Here is a 16,154-nt window from a genome sequence, read left to right on the forward strand (position 1 = left end):
CAGTTACTGGAGGAACTAAATAAAGCCAAGACCAAGGAAAGAAGGTGACCCATGGCCCGCCAAATGACCATCTCGGTGAGCGGAATGACATGTGCGGCATGTGTTGCACGAGTCGAGAAAATTCTCGGCCGCGCTGATGGCGTTGAAACGGTGTCGGTGAATTTGGCCAAAGAAACGGCGACGATTGCCTACTCGGACAACACCGTGCCATCGACCGTTTTAGAGATGCTCAGCCAAGCGGGATATCCAGCACGAGTCGAAAGCGTATCACTCGACGTATCGGGCATGACCTGTGCCGCCTGCGTTGGTCGTGTGGAAAAACTGCTGACCCGTCAGGCAGGGATCGTATCGGCTCAGGTGAACCTCGCGACGGAAACTGCGCAGGTTGAAACAGTCTTGGACGATTTGACGCCTGTTCTCGATGCGTTGGGCAAGGCGGGTTATCCAACTCAGCTTTCTTCTGGTGGACGCAAGGCAGTGTCGGAACGCAAAGCTGAAGAAGCCGCAGCCATTCGGTCGCAATTCACCACGGCATTGCTGCTGACGCTGCCCGTTTTCGCCTTGGAAATGGGCGGGCATTTGGTCCCGCAGGTCCATCACTGGGTCGATATGGTGATCGGACAGTCCATGTTCCGTCGCATCCAGTTCCTCTTGGCGACTTTGCTGATGGCTGGTCCGGGGCAAGGGTTTTACCGCCTTGGTATCCCAGCGTTGTTCAAAGGCTCGCCTGATATGAACAGCCTTGTCGCCTTGGGGGCAGGTGCTGCATGGTTGTACTCGACTATCGTTACCTTTGCTCCGGGCTTTGTGCCCATTGAGGCACGCGCCGTCTATTTTGAGGCGTCGATGGTGATCATCACGCTGATCCTGCTCGGTCGCTATTTCGAAGCGCAGGCAAAGGGGCGGACGGGCGCCGCTATAGAAGCCTTGGTCAAACTACGCCCGACAACTGCCAGTGTTCTAAGAGATGAAGGGGAGGTGCAAACCCCAGTCGAAAAACTGGTTCCCGGGGACATTTTGCGCATTCGTCCAGGGGAGCGGGTGCCTGTCGACGGGATTGTCGTTGATGGCAGCTCGTATTTGGATGAATCGATGCTGACCGGCGAACCTGTTCCCGTGCTCAAGTCGTTGGGTGATCAGGTTATCGGCGGGACGATGAATACGGACGGGTCGATCTGCATGGAGGTGCGGGCCATTGGTGCCAACACCGTCCTGTCGCGGATTGTTCAGATGGTCGAGCAAGCGCAGGTCGCGAAGCTCCCGATCCAAGGTTTGGTCGATCGGATCACGGGCATTTTCGTGCCCGTTGTGATTTTGATTGCTTTGGTCACCGCGATAATTTGGCTGATTGCTGGGCCAGGGGTGTCTTATGCCGTGGTCGCGGCGGTCTCTGTCTTGATCATCGCATGCCCCTGCGCCATGGGCCTTGCTACTCCAACCTCAATCATGGTCGGCACGGGCCGTGCTGCTGAATTGGGTATTTTGTTCCGTCGGGGTGATGCCCTGCAGCGATTGAACGAGGTCACAACGGTTGCCTTTGATAAGACGGGCACGCTGACCGAAGGTCATCCGCAGGTCGTCACAATCTACGCGCAAAACCGTCGTGAAGCTCTTCGGTTCGCCGCGTCCGTCGAGGCACAATCCGAACATCCAATGGCGAGGGCTATTCTGCGTGAGGCGACGTCAAACGGTGTCCTTTTGGCGGCTGCCGAGTCATTCAAAGCAACCGCTGGCAAAGGTGTCTCGGGCATCGTTGATACCCATCGGGTTTTGGTAGGGTCGGAACGGTACTTGACCGAGAATAACGTCTCGGTTGCTGCATATTCGGCGAGAGCGGCGTCCCTCGCCCAAGAAGGCCAGACCCCGTTCTTTGTTGCCGTGGATGGCGCAATGGCCGCTCTTATCGGTGTTGAGGACCCGATCAAAGCTGGTGCCAGAGATGCTATTTCTGCCTTTCAAGAACGTGGGATGCGTGTGGCGATGGTCACGGGCGATAACATCGCTACAGCTGAGAGCATTGCGCGGCGGCTCGGTATTGATACGGTCGTTGCCGAAGTTCTTCCCGAAGGTAAAGTCGAGGCGGTCAAGGATCTTCAAGTGAACGGTCCTGTGGCGTTCTTTGGCGACGGGATCAACGATGCACCCGCTTTGGCGCAGGCAGATGTTGGTATCGCCATGGGTACAGGGACAGACGTTGCCGTCGAAACAGCGGACGTTGTGCTGATGCGGGGGGACCTCAGTGGTGCCGTTGCATCGGTTCGAATGAGCCGCGCAGTTATGCAAAACATTCGGCAGAACTTATTTTGGGCTTTTGCTTATAATATCGCATTGATCCCCGTTGCTGCTGGGGTGCTTTATCCAGCATTCGGCATGCTTATGTCACCCATGCTCGGGGCGAGCGCGATGGCATTTTCGTCGGTCTTTGTGGTCAGTAACGCGCTACGTCTTCGTAGCTATTCAGCAGGACGGAAAGTGCGCCGATGAATATCAAAGAAGCTTCGGCCAGAACCAATCTCCCCGCGAAAACGATCCGTTATTACGAGGATATCGGCCTCGTGCAACCGGGTCGCAACGCAAATGGCTATCGTGCATTTGAAGAATCCGACATTCACAAACTTGCCTTTATCGGGCGGGCGCGTGGACTGGGCTTTACCGTCGAAGAATGTCGGACCCTGCTGCATCTCTACGAAGACACGACCCGCACAAGCGCAGAGGTGAAATCCATAGCGCGGGATCATCTGTCGCGGATCGATCAGCGGATTTCTGAAATGAAGGAAATGCGCAAAACTTTAGCTCATCTCGTGTCATGTTGTGCGGGCGACGATCGGCCCAACTGTCCAATCCTAGATAGCCTCGCCGCGGATCAGAGCGTCAAATCGGGGTGACGGTGGACGTCTTTGTAGAGCAGATATCGGAATGGTTCGTTGCTGGTTGCAACGCAGGCCTGAGGGCAGAACGCGCGCAGCCACATGAAATCGCCAGGCCCAACATCAACCCAGCGTTCATTCAGAAGATACCGCGCTGTGCCTTGTAGGACATATAGTCCATGTTCCATCACGTGCGTTTCGGCAAAGGGGATGCGGCCGCCTTTGGTAAAGGTCACGATGTTGACGTGCATATCGTGTCTTAAATCGGTTTGATCGACAAACCGCGACGTTCCCCAATCCTTGGTCTCTGACATCCAACTGATCGGAGTGTCGTAGTCGCTCGTGATATACGGCATTGGCGCATCATAGCCGTGCGCATGGACATATTGACGGCGGATCCAGTGGAACCTCAGCGGGTCATCGCCCGCATTGCGTAGGGTCCAGCGGGTATGAGGCGGAATGTAGGCGTAACCGCCCGCCATCAGAATATGGGTCTGGCCCGCAACGATCAGCTCCATAATACCATCTGCGATGAACAACACCGCCTCGGCATTTCGGTTCGGCTCTGGCGTGTCGGAGCCGCCGTTTAGTCCTACCTCGACCGCATATTGCGCAAAGGTCTCCGCAAAGCCACTAAGCGGGCGCGCCAAAATCCAGCACCGTGTGTCAACCCACCCAGGCAGCAGGCTAGCGGTAATGTCACGCATCGTTCCGGCTGGGATCAGCGCATAGCTCTCGGTGAAATGAGCACCATTCTTCGCTGGATCATCATCCAGAGAGGGCATCCCGCCCAACGGAAAGGCATATGACATCAAAGTTCTTTCAGCTGTGTGAACCCTACGCCGAAGAAAACGACGTTAGGCCGATAATATCATAAGCGGCTTATTCCCGAGAACTTTTATCGTTCAGCGCAATTTTTCCGAAGGTTAGTTATGCCAGATGTTCGAACCGCCACTCGACTTCTTGCGTCCAAACCTCGCCCGCTTTGACGGTGATCTTTGGGAAGGACGGTTCATGTGGTGCGTTCGGCCAGTACTGCGGTTCAAAGGCGAGCGCGGCGTAATCGGCAAACCCCGCGTTCGATGCCGTACGGCCATCATAGACCTGAAGCCCGGGCATGTCGGTCGCGATGGTCATCCGAAGATCACCCCCTTCGAGGGTAACGACATCGCGCAGATCCAGCTTGATCCGTGATAGGCAGAAGTTGTGATCAATCGGCGGGTTGGCAGGAACGACATCGCGCAAGGTGCGAAAATCGTAGTCAGTGCCCGCAACCTCTGTCACTTCGGTCGGAATGTTTTCGGCGTCTGTGGGCAGATAGTTCTGCGCTTTGATCTGCAATTTGTGACCCGCAAAGGTCGGATCGCCTGTTAGGTTCCAGTAGCTGTGATTGCAGATGTTGATCATGCTCAGCTCATCCGTCGTCGCAGTGATCTCCATCCGCATAACGTTGTCGGGCAGAATGGCGAAATGGGCCATGACGCGCTGGTTACCGGGGAAACCAGCCTCACCATCCGCGCAAAGCACGGTTAGCGTGACGGTATCGGGTGTTTGATCCTCAACAGTCCAAAGTTTGAACTGGCTGCCTCCTTCGGCAGAATGAAGGATATTGCGTCCCTCATTCGGGGTCAGCATATGCTCGATCCCGCCAAAGGTCGCTCGCGCGCCTTTGATCCGATTGCCGACGGGCGCGATGATCGGGCCGTAGTGCTTCATCGACGTGAGGTAGTCGTTGATATCGTTGGACCCTAGCGTGAGGTTATAATCATGACCTTTCAGCCGCACGTCCTGCACGATCGCGCCATAGGTCAGGATGCTGACCGAAAGATCACCGTTCGAAATGGTGATCCGGTCCACAGTGCGTCCATCAGGAAGAGTGCCGAAAGTCATTGAGATAGTCCTTTGTAAGCGGCCACAAGGCCAGCAAGTGTTGTGTCGGGCATCTGTAAAACTGGAACCGATTGAGCGATCAGGGCGCGGGTATATCCGTCAGCGATCACACCGTCGCCAATAACGGCAACACGCTGGCCGAGCCAGTAGGCCCGGCTGCCTTTGAGGTCGGCCCCAATCAGCAGGCCCAAAATTCGGCTCACAGCGTCGCCACCAGCAACGCGGGCTGATGCGATATGGGAAAGGATGCGTTCTGGTCGATCCATCGCTTGGGCCAGACCCTCGTCGAACGCGGCCGTGGACATCGCGCCTGACGCGAAGACGGCAAAGGTTTCGGGTGTTACAGAGCTATGAAAACTCACGATTTCGCCCGCACTGACGTGGACCCAGTGCACTTGCGTGGACACCAAACAGATCACGCCGTCCCAATCATCCTGACTGGCCAGAAAACCTGCAATCGCCGCAGAATGGGGGAGCCGATGCGCGGGGCTGTCCTGAACCACAGGCCCGAATTGTCCTGACGGGGGTAATGCCTTGCATGGCACATGGCTCAAGGCCGCATCAGGTAGCCCAGCGATCACTTGCGGACCGTGCCAGTCGCCGATCAATGCCTCAGGCGTCGTGCCCTTGCGCTGGGCCAACGGAATGTGATCGTCCATCAGCCATGATCGGCCAGATGTCAGGTCAATTGCGATCCAAGTCATGTGTCACCTCTTACCTTCTTCAACCATGAAACGGCCCAAAGGCAAAGAGGGTAGGCCTCAACCTACTTGCCGCGTGGTGCGATTTTGGGTAGCTCCGCAGACTTTGATGACGTTGGAATATCCTATGACCGCTCCCACTCTCGCTATCGACTTTGGAACTTCGAATTCCGCCGTCGCCATTGTTGAAAATGGCGTCTTGCGTCGACTTCCGATCGAGGATGGCGCGGACACCTTGCCGACTGCGGTGTTCTTTCCTGCTGACCGTGGTGAAATGGTGATCGGCGCCGCTGCGGCTGAGGCTCTGATTGCGGGTGATGAAGGGCGCTATATGCGTGCGCTCAAATCTGTCCTCGGCACATCGCTGTTTCACGAACAACGCCCGATTGGTGGGCAGAGACGCACGCTGGCCGACATTGTGACTGCGTTCTTGGTTGAGGTGAAAACCCGTGCTGAGGCGCAGATCGGTCAGACCTGCTCGCGCGTTTTGTCTGGACGTCCCGTCCGGTTCCACTCTGCCGATGTGGAACGCGATCAAAAGGCCGAGGATGACCTACGGGCCTGCTATCATGCGGCGGGCTTTACCGACGTTGAGTTCATGTTCGAACCAGAGGCCGCCGCTTGGGCTAGTCGCGCCTTTGGTGGGGTTGGGCAAACGGGGCTGATCGTAGACATCGGCGGTGGCACATCCGACTTTTCCGTGTTCCAGAGCGATGATGATCGGTTGGATATTCTGCACAGCCACGGCATCAGACTTGGTGGCACCGATTTTGACCACGCGATTTCCATGGCCCACGCGATGCCCTATTTCGGATATGGCGGAGAGTTGCGGCGCACCTTTGGCGAAGGTCTACTGCCCGTACCCAAATCGCTCTACGTCGATCTCTCTACTTGGGCCAAGATCCCGTTTCTCTATGCTAGCGAAACGCTTCGTCTAATCGAAGATATGCAGCGTCACGCGGTTGATAGCGACGCGATGGATCGACTTCATGCCGTGATCGAAGACCAGTTGGGTCACGAAATCGCCTTTGCGGTCGAGGCGGGAAAGATCGCTGCAAACTCGGGCGAACGATCGGCGAAAATTGATCTGGGCTCTGTTGAAAAGGGCCTGAATGTCCCGATTTCGGCAGGGTCGATGGGCGACGCGCTGTCCGAATTTCAGATGCAGTTGCGCGAGGCGATCTATGCGACGATTTTCGGTGCAGGCCTCACGCCAGATAAAATCACATCTGTGGTATTGGTCGGCGGGTCGAGCCTCATGAACCTTGTTCAATCCGAGGCCCGCGCCGCCTGTCCAATGGCGCGTATCAACCGAAACGAGGCCTTCACCGCTGTTGTCGACGGTTTGGCGCTCGCTTCGGTTGGTTGATTAAGCCATCACACGTGTCAGAGCCTGATCGACCGCATCGGTGATCTGGTCGATATCGTCCGCAGTCGCGATCAGTGCGGGTGCGAACAGGAGTGTGTTGTTGAAGCCGGGCATGGAGCGGTTAGACGCCCCGATAATCACGCCGTTTTTCAGACAGTCTGCAACGACCGCCATCACACGTTTTTCGTCCATTGGTTCGCGGGTTTCACGGCTTTTGACCAGCTCGGCACCTTGGAACAGGCCCATGCCGCGGACTTCGCCGATGCATTCGTGTTTGTTCATCAGGTCGAGCAGGTTCTGGTGCAGACGGTTGCCCATCGCTGCAGAGTTCTCGCAGAGGTTTTCCTCTTCGATGATGCGCATGTTTTCGAGCGCTGCAACCGGGCCAGCCGTGCAGCCGCCGAAGGTTGAAATATCGCGGAAATAGCCGAGCGGGTCGTCGGCATCTTTGAATTTCTCAAAGACTTCGTTTGTAGTGACACAGCAAGAAATTGCCGCATAGCCAGATGCAACGCCTTTGGCCATCGTGACGATATCAGGTTTGATTCCGAACTGCTGATAACCGAACCAAGTCCCCGTGCGACCAAGGCCACACACCACCTCGTCGATGTGCAGTAGGATATCGTATTTTTTACAGATTTCCTGAACGCGTTCCCAATACCCTTGCGGAGGCACGATGATGCCGCCACCAGCGGTAATCGGCTCTAGGCAAAGTGCGCCAATGGTATCTGGACCTTCGCGCAGGATCACGTCTTCAATCGCTTGCGCTGCGCGTTCGCCATAACCCTCGCCCGGCTGGTCAGCACGGTATTCGAGGCAATGTGGAACCTCAACAAAGCCAGGTGCGAACGGGCCATACTGCGCGTTGCGTTCCTGCTGACCACCTGCGGAAAGGCAGGCAATCGTGGTGCCATGGTAATCGCGGTCGCGGTAGAGGATTTTGTGTTTCTTACCGCCGTAGTGTTTGTGCGAAATCTGACGAACCATTTTAAAGGCTTTCTCGTTCGCCTCGGATCCAGAGTTCGCATAGTAGACACGGTCGAGGCCTGGCATCTTTTCGATCAAGCGCTGCGCGAATTCTGCGCCTGGAATGGTCCCCTTTGCACCAGCGAAGTAGCACATTTTTACCAGCTGATCGCGGACGGCATCAGCGATTTCTGTACGGCCATAGCCGACGTTTACGGTCCATACGCCGCCTGACACCGCGTCAAGGTGTTCTTTGCCAGTGATGTCCCAAACGCGCATCCCTTTGCCTTCGACGATGATCTGCGGATCGATCGTTTCAAAGGGTTTGTGTTGCGCAAGATGGTGCCACACATGCGCGCGGTCAGATTCGATGACCGAAGCAGGGTCGTTATGATATTGAGACATGGAAACCTCCGAAGACGGGACCGCAAAGGCTCCCGATAATTTGATCATATTGATCGGAGGGTGCGCTGGATTTTGGCTTTCGTCAACCTGTACGAAAAGGACAATCGACTTATTGCGAGACGTTTTCTGAGGCGATTTCCTCTAGAGCATTGCGGGTCATAGACCAACATTGCGGTAGGTCGGATAGCTTAGCACGCATTTCGTCGGCGCGGCCCGATTTTCCCAACACTTCGAGCTCGCGCAGCAAATCACTGAATTGCAGCGTGCCAAAGAGAGACGCCGAACCAGCCAGTTTGTGAATGTCGCCGATCAGGATGTTGTCGTCGCTGTCAGGTGAGGTCGTGAACATGTCCACCAAGCTATCGGTTTCGGTCAGGAACGCGTTCAGCAGTTTCGACGATCTTTCGGCGCCAAGGTCGCTCAAAAGGCCACGCACGGCCTCGGTATCTAGAAGGGCGGGCAGTGCGCGAGCGGCTGCAGATACGATAGTTTCAGGACCTTTGATGCTCAGAGCCTTGGCGAGCTTTGCACGCGAAATTGGTTTGACCAAAACGTCGTTCATGCCTGAGTCTTTGAACCGTTCGATATCGTCGGGCAGTGCGTTTGCGGTTAGCGCAACAATACGTGTATCGCGGCAACGTCCGTCACCGTTGCGAATGGCAAGGGTCGCCGCGACGCCGTCCATGCGCGGCATCGAAATATCCATCAAGATGACATCGTAATGACGCAAATTCGCAGCTGCGACGCCCTCTTGACCGTCGTTGGTGAGGGTCACGGTGTGACCTTCTTTGCGCAACATCTCTTCGACTACCAACTGGTTGATTTGGTTGTCTTCGACCACAAGAATTTGGAGCGATTGTTCTGGCTTTGGGCGCGGCGCGGGTTTTGTTTCGACTTCGACGGTTTCGGCGGAACCTTTGGACAGGATTGGCAGAGGTAGGCGGAACCAAAACAGGCTGCCGTCGCCCAGTTCGCTCTCTGCGCCGATGGCGCCATCGAGAGATTCAATCAGACGTTTCGCAATCCCGAGCCCAAGGCCCGTGCCGCCATATTCACGCGCGTAGGTCGTGTCGAGCGTCACAAAGTCATCAAAGATCCGATCAAGATCGTCTTCGTTGATGCCGATCCCGCTGTCGATAATGCGGAATTCGACCATATCACTATCGCCCAGCTTTTCGGCCTCAATTCGAACGACGCCGTCACGAGTGAACTTGATCGCGTTTGATACGAGGTTCAGCAGCACTTGCCGCAATCGTTGTTGGTCGCCCAGAACTGTAGGATTACCGAGCGTTTCGAGATCGATTTCGAGTTCCGTGTGGTTCGCATGTGCAAGGCTGCGCTGACCGTCGGCTACTTCGCTTACGAGGACAGACAAATTAAACGGCCGCTTCTCAGAACCCGTCCGACCCGCATCTAGTCGCGCGATGTCCAGCACGTCATTGACGTGGTGCAAGAGCAACCGACCAGAGGTTTCGATGATCCGCAGGTAATCGCGCTGACGCGGGTTGAGGTCGGTTTCAGCGAGCAGCTCCATCGTCCCAAGCATCCCGTTGAGTGGGGTGCGCATTTCGTGGCTCATGACGGCCATAAATTCAGCTTTGGTCCGTTCCCCCGCTAAAGCCTCGTCACGTGCTTTAAGCAGTTCTTGCTCTGCGGCGACCTGAGCGGAGTTGTCACGAAGGAATGACACGAACAAAATGCGGTTCGATGCTGGCGCACGTGCGATCGAGAATTCGCAGGGGAACAGCTCACCGTTTTTGCGCAGGGCTTCCATCTGGATGCGCCCACGGCCAACCACATGAGTGCTGCCGTCGCGAAGGTGGCGTTTCATGCCCTCAAGGTGCGCTTTGCGGTATTTCAGAGGAACGATCATATCGACCATCGGTGACCCGATGGCCTCGGTCCTGCTGTAGCCAAATATGTATTCCGCAGCGCCGTTATACTCGACGATCAACCCCGCCTCATCGATTACAATGACAGCGTCGAGGGTTGACGACACCATGGCTTCGAGGCGAGCGGATGTCGTTCGTGTCACTTCGGCATTTCGTTGGGCAACGCGGTACAGCTGGAAGAGAACGATCGCGAGGATCACAAGTGCCATGACGAGCGCCATCGTCAGCGCCGCGACGCGCATCAAGGTGAGCCAAACCTCAGACCGGCTTCGGTCTGAAACGCCAGCAAAATAATCGATGCCGATCAATGCGATTTGGCGAACGGCAGTCCCGACGATTTCGACTTGGTCCGATAGTTCCGGCAACTGAGCGCGTAGTTCTTCGTCCGGCCCATCAATTAGTGGGATCATGTCGTCGATGGCTGCGTTTAGTCCCGCAAGGAGGTTCGCAAACGACAGTTCGCCCCTCAGCGTTTCATAGGCTTGGCCTGTACGGAATGTCGCCACGCGGCTGTAAAGGATATCGAACCGTCGCCGAACGTCCCTTACGTCGCCATCTAGTTGCGCTTCGGTGATTGCAGCGTCGAAGCTAAGATATTCAACTTCCAACTGGGACAGGACCCATTGCACGTTGTCCGAACTCGCGGTCGCTTGTTCCTTGATCTTACGGTTCACCTCAAAGCCGAGGATGGCAATCGCGCCAAAGCACACCAAGAGAACCACACCAAGTATGCCAAAGCGGGCCCATCTTAGGGGCTGTTGTTTGTTGCCTTGAGCCGTCACGACCCATCCGTGTTTTAGTTACTAATGAACTAACGGATCACTCCGTTATTTCGATACGATCTAGTTGCCAAATACTGCGCGAATATACGACTTCGGTCTGAAATTGAGGTGCCTCGTCGTAGGGATATACAATCCAGAGGGGCCCCTTGTCACGAAGTGTCATCACAGAACCGTTATTTTCGTATGCGATCAGCGCAGCCGTGCTGGTTGGATCATCAAGCGGGATTTCGATTGCATAATCGTTAACTGCAGTCGCCTTGATGACAGTTCCTTCGGCTTCAACAGCTTCAAGTAGAGCAGTCAGTGGGACGCCAACGAAAGATTGAACGCCGTCAGTCCAAATTGTTGTCGTCTCGATCGATGTCGTGCCGAGCTCTTTGATCATGTCGAGATCAAAAACTGCCGTGTCATCGGCGTTTGTCGAGGCGATTCCACCAGAGACCGTCAGGATAATTTCACTTTTTGGTTGCGCCAAATCTGCAGCAGAGGAGGTGGTTGAAAATGATACAAAACAAATGGTTGCTACAATTTTTCCTAGTTTTACTAACGACTGTTCCATTTGCTTTCGAATCTCCTCTGGGTGGATTGGTATCGTTGGACTCTGAGATTGCACCTTTTGAAGTATGTTGCATTCAAGTATAGGGGTATTGGTGTATGCTAAAGTATATATTATGTTGCCGTGAGAACGTTAAAGTATACGTACGCAAGTATACGACATCGTCTGGTTGTGCGGTAACCATTCCTTAGTAGCGAAGTTTGATTTCTTCGGGTTGAATGGTGAAATGATGTATAATCAAAATGTACAAGGCGTCGTTAAAGGCGCGAAATTAGGTGGGACAACTCCCTTAGCACAGGGCGGATACTCCACAAAATTGACGGAGCAAACCATGCGGGTACTTATCGCAGACGACCATGATCTGGTTCGAGAGACTGTTGCGGCCTTTTTGATGGCTGAAGGGGTCGTTGAAGTTAAGACGGCTGCGTCATTGGATGAGGCTGTGAAGATCACAGAAGAAACCGGCAGCTTTGATGTGGTTCTCCTTGACTACAACATGCCTGGGATGAATGGCCTCGAAGGTTTGACCAAAATGCGTGCGTCGAACGATGGTCGTCCTGTTGCGATCCTGTCGGGCACCGCGACCCGCGATGTTGCTGACGCCGCTCTGAAGGCCGGTGCGGCAGGGTTTGTTCCGAAAACGCTTGCTTCGAAATCGATGGTAACCGCGATCCGCTTTATGGCGGCTGGTGAAACCTACGCGCCGTTCGGCTTCATGCAAGAAGCTCCGGCTGCGGGTGACGGTCTGCTGACCAAACGCGAAACTGACGTTCTGCGTGGCATTTGCGAGGGTAAATCTAACAAAGAGATCGCTCGCGACCTCGACCTTCAGGAAGTGACCGTGAAACTCCACGTCAAAACACTAAGCCGCAAGCTCGATGCGCGGAACCGTACGCAGGCTGCAATGATCGCACGCGATCGTAACCTCGTCTAAGACTTTAAACGCCACTCACGGCATAAAAGGGCGGTCCGAGAGGGCCGCCTTTTTTAATCGTCCATGTCGTCGCCGAAGCTGCCGCCTAACTGATCAAAGAGAGCACTGCCGCCGCTTAGAGCTGAGAGGTCGGTGGTGGGAACGCCTTTTTTCGCTTTGACTGGTTTGGGTGCCTCTGCTTCGAGTTCGTTGACATCGGCCTCTTCGACAAATGCGGTTTCAGATGGCTCCGTTTCATCGGCGTCTGCAAAAGGGTCCCAGTCAACGTCGGACTGACTTGTGCCGCTTTCGTCGGATGGGAACACGAGTTCCGACGCCGAAAAGGTGTTCGGGGTTGCTGGTGCGAGCGATGTAAAATTGGACGCATCAAGCGCGTCGCTCTCGTCTTCGGCGAGGGCGGAGACGACTTCCCCCAGAACCTGTTCGTCCGTTGGGGCGTCTACGGCGCCATCTAACGAAATGCCATTTGCGTCACTGCTATCTGCTTCGCTCTGGTCCTCTTCTTGCTCTTCGACAGCGTCGTTACCACCAAATTGCAGAAGCATTGTAGCGTCCGACAGATCCAACGACATCATGGAAGATGCCTTCTTGGGTTTGGTCTTCGCTGGCGGAGCTTCCTCAGCGACTTCGGCTGTCTCAATCGGCTCTTCGATCACTGGCTCGGGTTTTGGTAGTTTTTTCGGGATGAATTTGGCGGGTTTAGACGGCTCAGCCGTCAAAATTTGCATACGTACGGCCCGCAGCAAACGTCGCGTTTCACGGTCGCTCGCTCGGTCGTAGAGTTCGTTCAGCCGCGCAATGTCTGGGCTATTTGGCTCAGTCGAGACTTTGCGCATGATCGCGCGGACTGCTTTTTTTGCGGCGTTTGATCGCGGAAGGAGATTTTGTTTCGACATGCGCTGCTCCGGCTTTGGGCAGTTGGCACAGCCCTTGCAGTTTCCGGTCTGATTGGCGGTCGCCGCCCGAGAACCGGATAGCAACTATGACGACAGGATTGAGAGAAGGTTTAGGTATCCACGCGCAAGCATTGGCTTTGCGCGGACAGCGGAACAACGTTTTGGCATCCAACATCGCCAACGCGTCCGTGCCAGGATTCAAAGCTAGAGACTTTGATTTTGAAGCAGAACTATCGCGCCAAACCCAATTGGGCGCGCCGTTACGGACCTCGTCGTCGCAACACATGGCGATGCCGACCACTGGGCCTGCGGGCGAAAACGGATACCGCGTGGCTGTGATGCCGTCGATGGACGGGAACACAGTCGATATGGCGCTGGAACAGATGGAATTCGCGGAAAACACGGTTCGCTACCAAACCAGCCTAGAGCTTCTGAACCGTCGGATTTCCGGACTTATGACTGTGATTAGAGGTGAATGATGAGCGGTCCTAGCAACATTTTTGACCTCGGCAAAACGGCGATGTCTGCGCAGATGGTGCGGATGAACACCTTGGCGTCGAACATCGCGAACGCTGGGTCTGTCGCGTCTTCACCAGAAGAAGCCTACCGCGCGATGCGGCCAGTGTTTGAGACAGAATATTCCGGTCGGATTGGCGATCTGGGCACCTTGGCGACCTCGCGCGCTGTGGATGTGGTCCAACTCGACCGTGAACCCGAGTCCAAATTCCTACCGGATCACCCGTTGGCTGACGCCAATGGCTTTGTCTACGCCTCAACCGTCAACGTCGAAGAAGAGATGGTCGAGATGATGGAAGCCAGCCGCGAGTATCAAAACACCCTCGAGGCGGTGTCGACCATGCGGACGCTCATGTCGCGCACTGTCGCGATGGGCAAATAAGGAAGGGCCGACGATATGACGACGATTGATGGGTCGAACCCGTTCTACACTGGCAACTTGGGTCAGGTCACAACCGACAAACAGGCCAATTCGTTGGGCCAACAAGAATTCCTAGTTCTGCTGACCACCCAGCTTCAGAACCAAGACCCGCTGTCCCCGATGGACAACACTGAATTCATTTCACAGATGGCGCAGTTCTCGACAGTTGAAGGCATCGACCGTGTGAACGCATCGGTCACATCGCTCGGTGATATGCTCGGTGGGAACCGCGTGTCGACTGCCGCTAGCCTGCTCGGGCACTCTGTTCTGGTCCCCGGCAACATGGCGCGGGTCGATGATCAGGGCGAAATTCACGGGATGGCTGAATTGTCGTCGAACGTGTCGTCGATGACCGTCACCTACACCGATCCCAACACCAACCAACCGATCCATGTCCAAGAGCTGGGCGCACAGGTCGGTGGCATGATCGAATTCGGCTGGGACGAGGTTCCAGCCGCCATTCAGGCCGTCAACGGGCAGGTCCGCGTGTCCATTATGGCCGAAACCGAAAACGGAACGATCAGCGTTCCTGCCTCGGTCTTTGCGCGCGTCGACTCTGCTCTGGGCGGACCGTCGAGCGACACAATCACTCTTCTCGTCGAGGATTACGGAGCCCTCGATACGACCGAAGTCACAGCGTTCCGTTAATCCCAATAATCGGAGGTTCTTGAAACATGAGTATGACCACCGCCCTGTCCGGCCTGATGGCAGCACAATCGGACATCGCCACCACATCGCACAACATCTCGAACGCGGGCACTAACGCGTTCCGCAAAAGCCGCGCTGAATTTTCGGATGACTACTACTCTGCTCCGATGAACGCGTTCCGTACCGTGACGGGTTCTGGTACCCACCTGTCCCGCGTATCGACACAGTTTGGTCAGGGTAACTTTGTTGCCACGGGTCAGACACTCGACATCGCGATCCAAGGCGCGGGCTTCTTTGCTGTATCGCCGCAATTGTCGGACCGTGATGAGGTGGTCGACATTAACTACACCCGTAACGGCGCGTTCTCGATTGATGCGGATGGTCTGGTCGCAGATAGCTCGGGTCGAGCACTGCTGGCATACCCCGTAGCGGATGACGGCAGCATCCTTGAGATGTCTGCGCAATCGCTCAGCCCCGTTTCTATCCCATTGAGCTTTGGTGAAGTCGCTCGCACGACCGAAATCAATCTCGCTGTGAACATGCCTCGTGGTGAAGATATGTTGGGTCAACAGGCAGCGGTTCCCTCGACGGCTGCGTTCGACAGCACCGATCCAACGACCTATGCCTTCTCAACCCCGATCCCCATGATGGACGAAAGTGGTCAGACGATTGAGGCACGCGCCTATTTCGTTCGTTCGAAATCCCCTGACGCAACCGATCCGACCACTGAATACGAGATGCATATGTTCGTGGACGGTAGCGAATACCCGTCGACCGGCGCGACGACACCCGCAACTATGGTCTTTGACGAAGCTGGTGAAATTGATGCGACGACCCCACTGACCTTCGCGCTTGCCGGTGTTGACTACACCGTAAACACCGATGGTTCGCGTCTTCGCGATCTGCCGTTCTCGGTCGCGAGCGTTCAAGAAAACGGCGTCCGTGAAATCGGTCTTTCCAGCCTCGAAGTTGACGCTGGCGGTGTGATCTGGGGCAGCTACGGTTCGCAGGCGCGTCTTGCGCTTGGCCGAATTGCATTGGCTGACTTCGCAAACCCGCAGGGTCTGCGTCAGGGCGGGAACACCAGCTTTGAAGAAACCTCTGACTCGGGTCGCCCGAACTTTTCGGCGGCAGGTGAATCTGGGTTTGGGCGTCTTCAGTCGGGCATGCTCGAACGTTCGAACGTCGACCTGACCGAAGAACTGGTGAACCTGATTTCGGCACAACGGAACTATCAGGCGAACGCAAAAGCGATGGAGACGTCATCCTCGCTGATGCAGACCATCCTGCAAATCCGCAGCTAATTGACCT

Annotated in this window: 15 protein-coding genes; 8 read left to right on the plus strand and 7 right to left on the minus strand. The window is 55.5% G+C overall.

The annotated features are described in order from the left end of the window. The first annotated feature begins 51 nt into the window (after positions 1-51). Together BSK21_RS02190 and cueR are read left to right on the plus strand one after the other, a co-directional pair. On the plus strand, positions 52-2,484 hold the full coding sequence (locus BSK21_RS02190; protein ID WP_067550171.1) for a heavy metal translocating P-type ATPase: 2,433 nt from the start codon (positions 52-54) through the stop codon (positions 2,482-2,484). Beyond that, positions 2,481-2,885 (plus strand): Cu(I)-responsive transcriptional regulator, encoded by a 405-nt coding sequence (gene cueR, locus BSK21_RS02195; protein ID WP_067550169.1) that lies wholly within the window; start codon positions 2,481-2,483, stop codon positions 2,883-2,885. Before BSK21_RS02190 ends, cueR begins: the two co-directional genes overlap by 4 nt. Here cueR and BSK21_RS02200 read toward each other — a convergent pair. The 3 genes from BSK21_RS02200 to BSK21_RS02210 all read right to left on the minus strand — a co-directional run bounded on the left by BSK21_RS02200 (position 2,864) and on the right by BSK21_RS02210 (position 5,461). Further along, complete coding sequence (locus BSK21_RS02200) at positions 2,864-3,679, minus strand: bifunctional allantoicase/(S)-ureidoglycine aminohydrolase (RefSeq protein WP_067550167.1); 816 nt, start codon at positions 3,677-3,679, stop codon at positions 2,864-2,866. The genes cueR and BSK21_RS02200 overlap by 22 nt on opposite strands. A gap of 118 nt (positions 3,680-3,797) precedes the next feature. Continuing rightward, the gene (locus BSK21_RS02205) at positions 3,798-4,757 is read right to left on the minus strand and encodes an aldose epimerase family protein (RefSeq protein ID WP_082959424.1); all 960 of its coding nucleotides are present in this window, start codon (positions 4,755-4,757) and stop codon (positions 3,798-3,800) included. Further along, the gene (locus BSK21_RS02210; RefSeq protein ID WP_067550163.1) at positions 4,754-5,461 is read right to left on the minus strand and encodes a 2-dehydro-3-deoxygalactonokinase; all 708 of its coding nucleotides are present in this window, start codon (positions 5,459-5,461) and stop codon (positions 4,754-4,756) included. The genes BSK21_RS02205 and BSK21_RS02210 overlap by 4 nt, the downstream gene beginning before the upstream one ends. A 124-nt stretch (positions 5,462-5,585) precedes the next feature. Here BSK21_RS02210 and BSK21_RS02215 point away from each other — a divergent pair, with 124 nt between their 5' ends. Next, the gene (locus tag BSK21_RS02215) at positions 5,586-6,827 is read left to right on the plus strand and encodes an Hsp70 family protein (protein WP_067550160.1); all 1,242 of its coding nucleotides are present in this window, start codon (positions 5,586-5,588) and stop codon (positions 6,825-6,827) included. Here BSK21_RS02215 and BSK21_RS02220 read toward each other — a convergent pair whose 3' ends face one another. The 3 genes from BSK21_RS02220 to BSK21_RS02230 form a co-directional block, all read right to left on the minus strand. After that, positions 6,828-8,198, minus strand: coding sequence for an aspartate aminotransferase family protein (locus BSK21_RS02220; protein WP_067550158.1), 1,371 nt, complete (start codon positions 8,196-8,198; stop codon positions 6,828-6,830). A gap of 109 nt (positions 8,199-8,307) precedes the next feature. Next, entirely contained in the window at positions 8,308-10,872 is a 2,565-nt protein-coding gene (locus BSK21_RS02225; RefSeq protein WP_067550156.1) for an ATP-binding protein, read from the minus strand. Positions 10,873-10,909: 37 nt separating this feature from the next. Continuing rightward, positions 10,910-11,431: an oxidoreductase gene (locus BSK21_RS02230; protein WP_067550154.1), complete on the minus strand. Its 522-nt coding sequence runs from the start codon at positions 11,429-11,431 to the stop codon at positions 10,910-10,912. Between the two features lie 328 nt (positions 11,432-11,759). Between BSK21_RS02230 and BSK21_RS02235 the strand changes: the two genes are divergently transcribed. Continuing rightward, entirely contained in the window at positions 11,760-12,362 is a 603-nt protein-coding gene (locus BSK21_RS02235) for a response regulator transcription factor (protein ID WP_067550152.1), read from the plus strand. 53 nt (positions 12,363-12,415) lie between these two features. On the opposite strand, the gene BSK21_RS02240 is transcribed toward BSK21_RS02235, so the two are convergent. Then, a complete protein-coding gene (locus tag BSK21_RS02240) occupies positions 12,416-13,258 on the minus strand; it encodes a hypothetical protein (protein ID WP_067550150.1) in 843 nt (280 codons plus the stop codon). Between the two features lie 86 nt (positions 13,259-13,344). Here BSK21_RS02240 and flgB point away from each other — a divergent pair, with 86 nt between their 5' ends. The 4 genes from flgB to BSK21_RS02260 are packed head-to-tail and all read left to right on the plus strand — an operon-like array spanning position 13,345 to position 16,147. After that, on the plus strand, positions 13,345-13,737 hold the full coding sequence (gene flgB, locus BSK21_RS02245; protein WP_067550148.1) for a flagellar basal body rod protein FlgB: 393 nt from the start codon (positions 13,345-13,347) through the stop codon (positions 13,735-13,737). Further along, positions 13,737-14,156, plus strand: coding sequence for a flagellar basal body rod protein FlgC (gene flgC, locus BSK21_RS02250; protein WP_067550146.1), 420 nt, complete (start codon positions 13,737-13,739; stop codon positions 14,154-14,156). The genes flgB and flgC overlap by 1 nt, the downstream gene beginning before the upstream one ends. Before the next feature lie 15 nt (positions 14,157-14,171). Further along, complete coding sequence (locus BSK21_RS02255) at positions 14,172-14,843, plus strand: flagellar hook assembly protein FlgD (protein ID WP_067550144.1); 672 nt, start codon at positions 14,172-14,174, stop codon at positions 14,841-14,843. Between the two features lie 26 nt (positions 14,844-14,869). Continuing rightward, a complete protein-coding gene (locus tag BSK21_RS02260) occupies positions 14,870-16,147 on the plus strand; it encodes a flagellar hook protein FlgE (RefSeq protein ID WP_067550142.1) in 1,278 nt (425 codons plus the stop codon). Positions 16,148-16,154 lie beyond the last annotated feature (7 nt).

It is taken from the genome of Marivivens sp. JLT3646, assembly GCF_001908835.1.
In the GTDB taxonomy this organism is placed as follows: Bacteria; Pseudomonadota; Alphaproteobacteria; order Rhodobacterales; family Rhodobacteraceae; genus Marivivens; species Marivivens geojensis.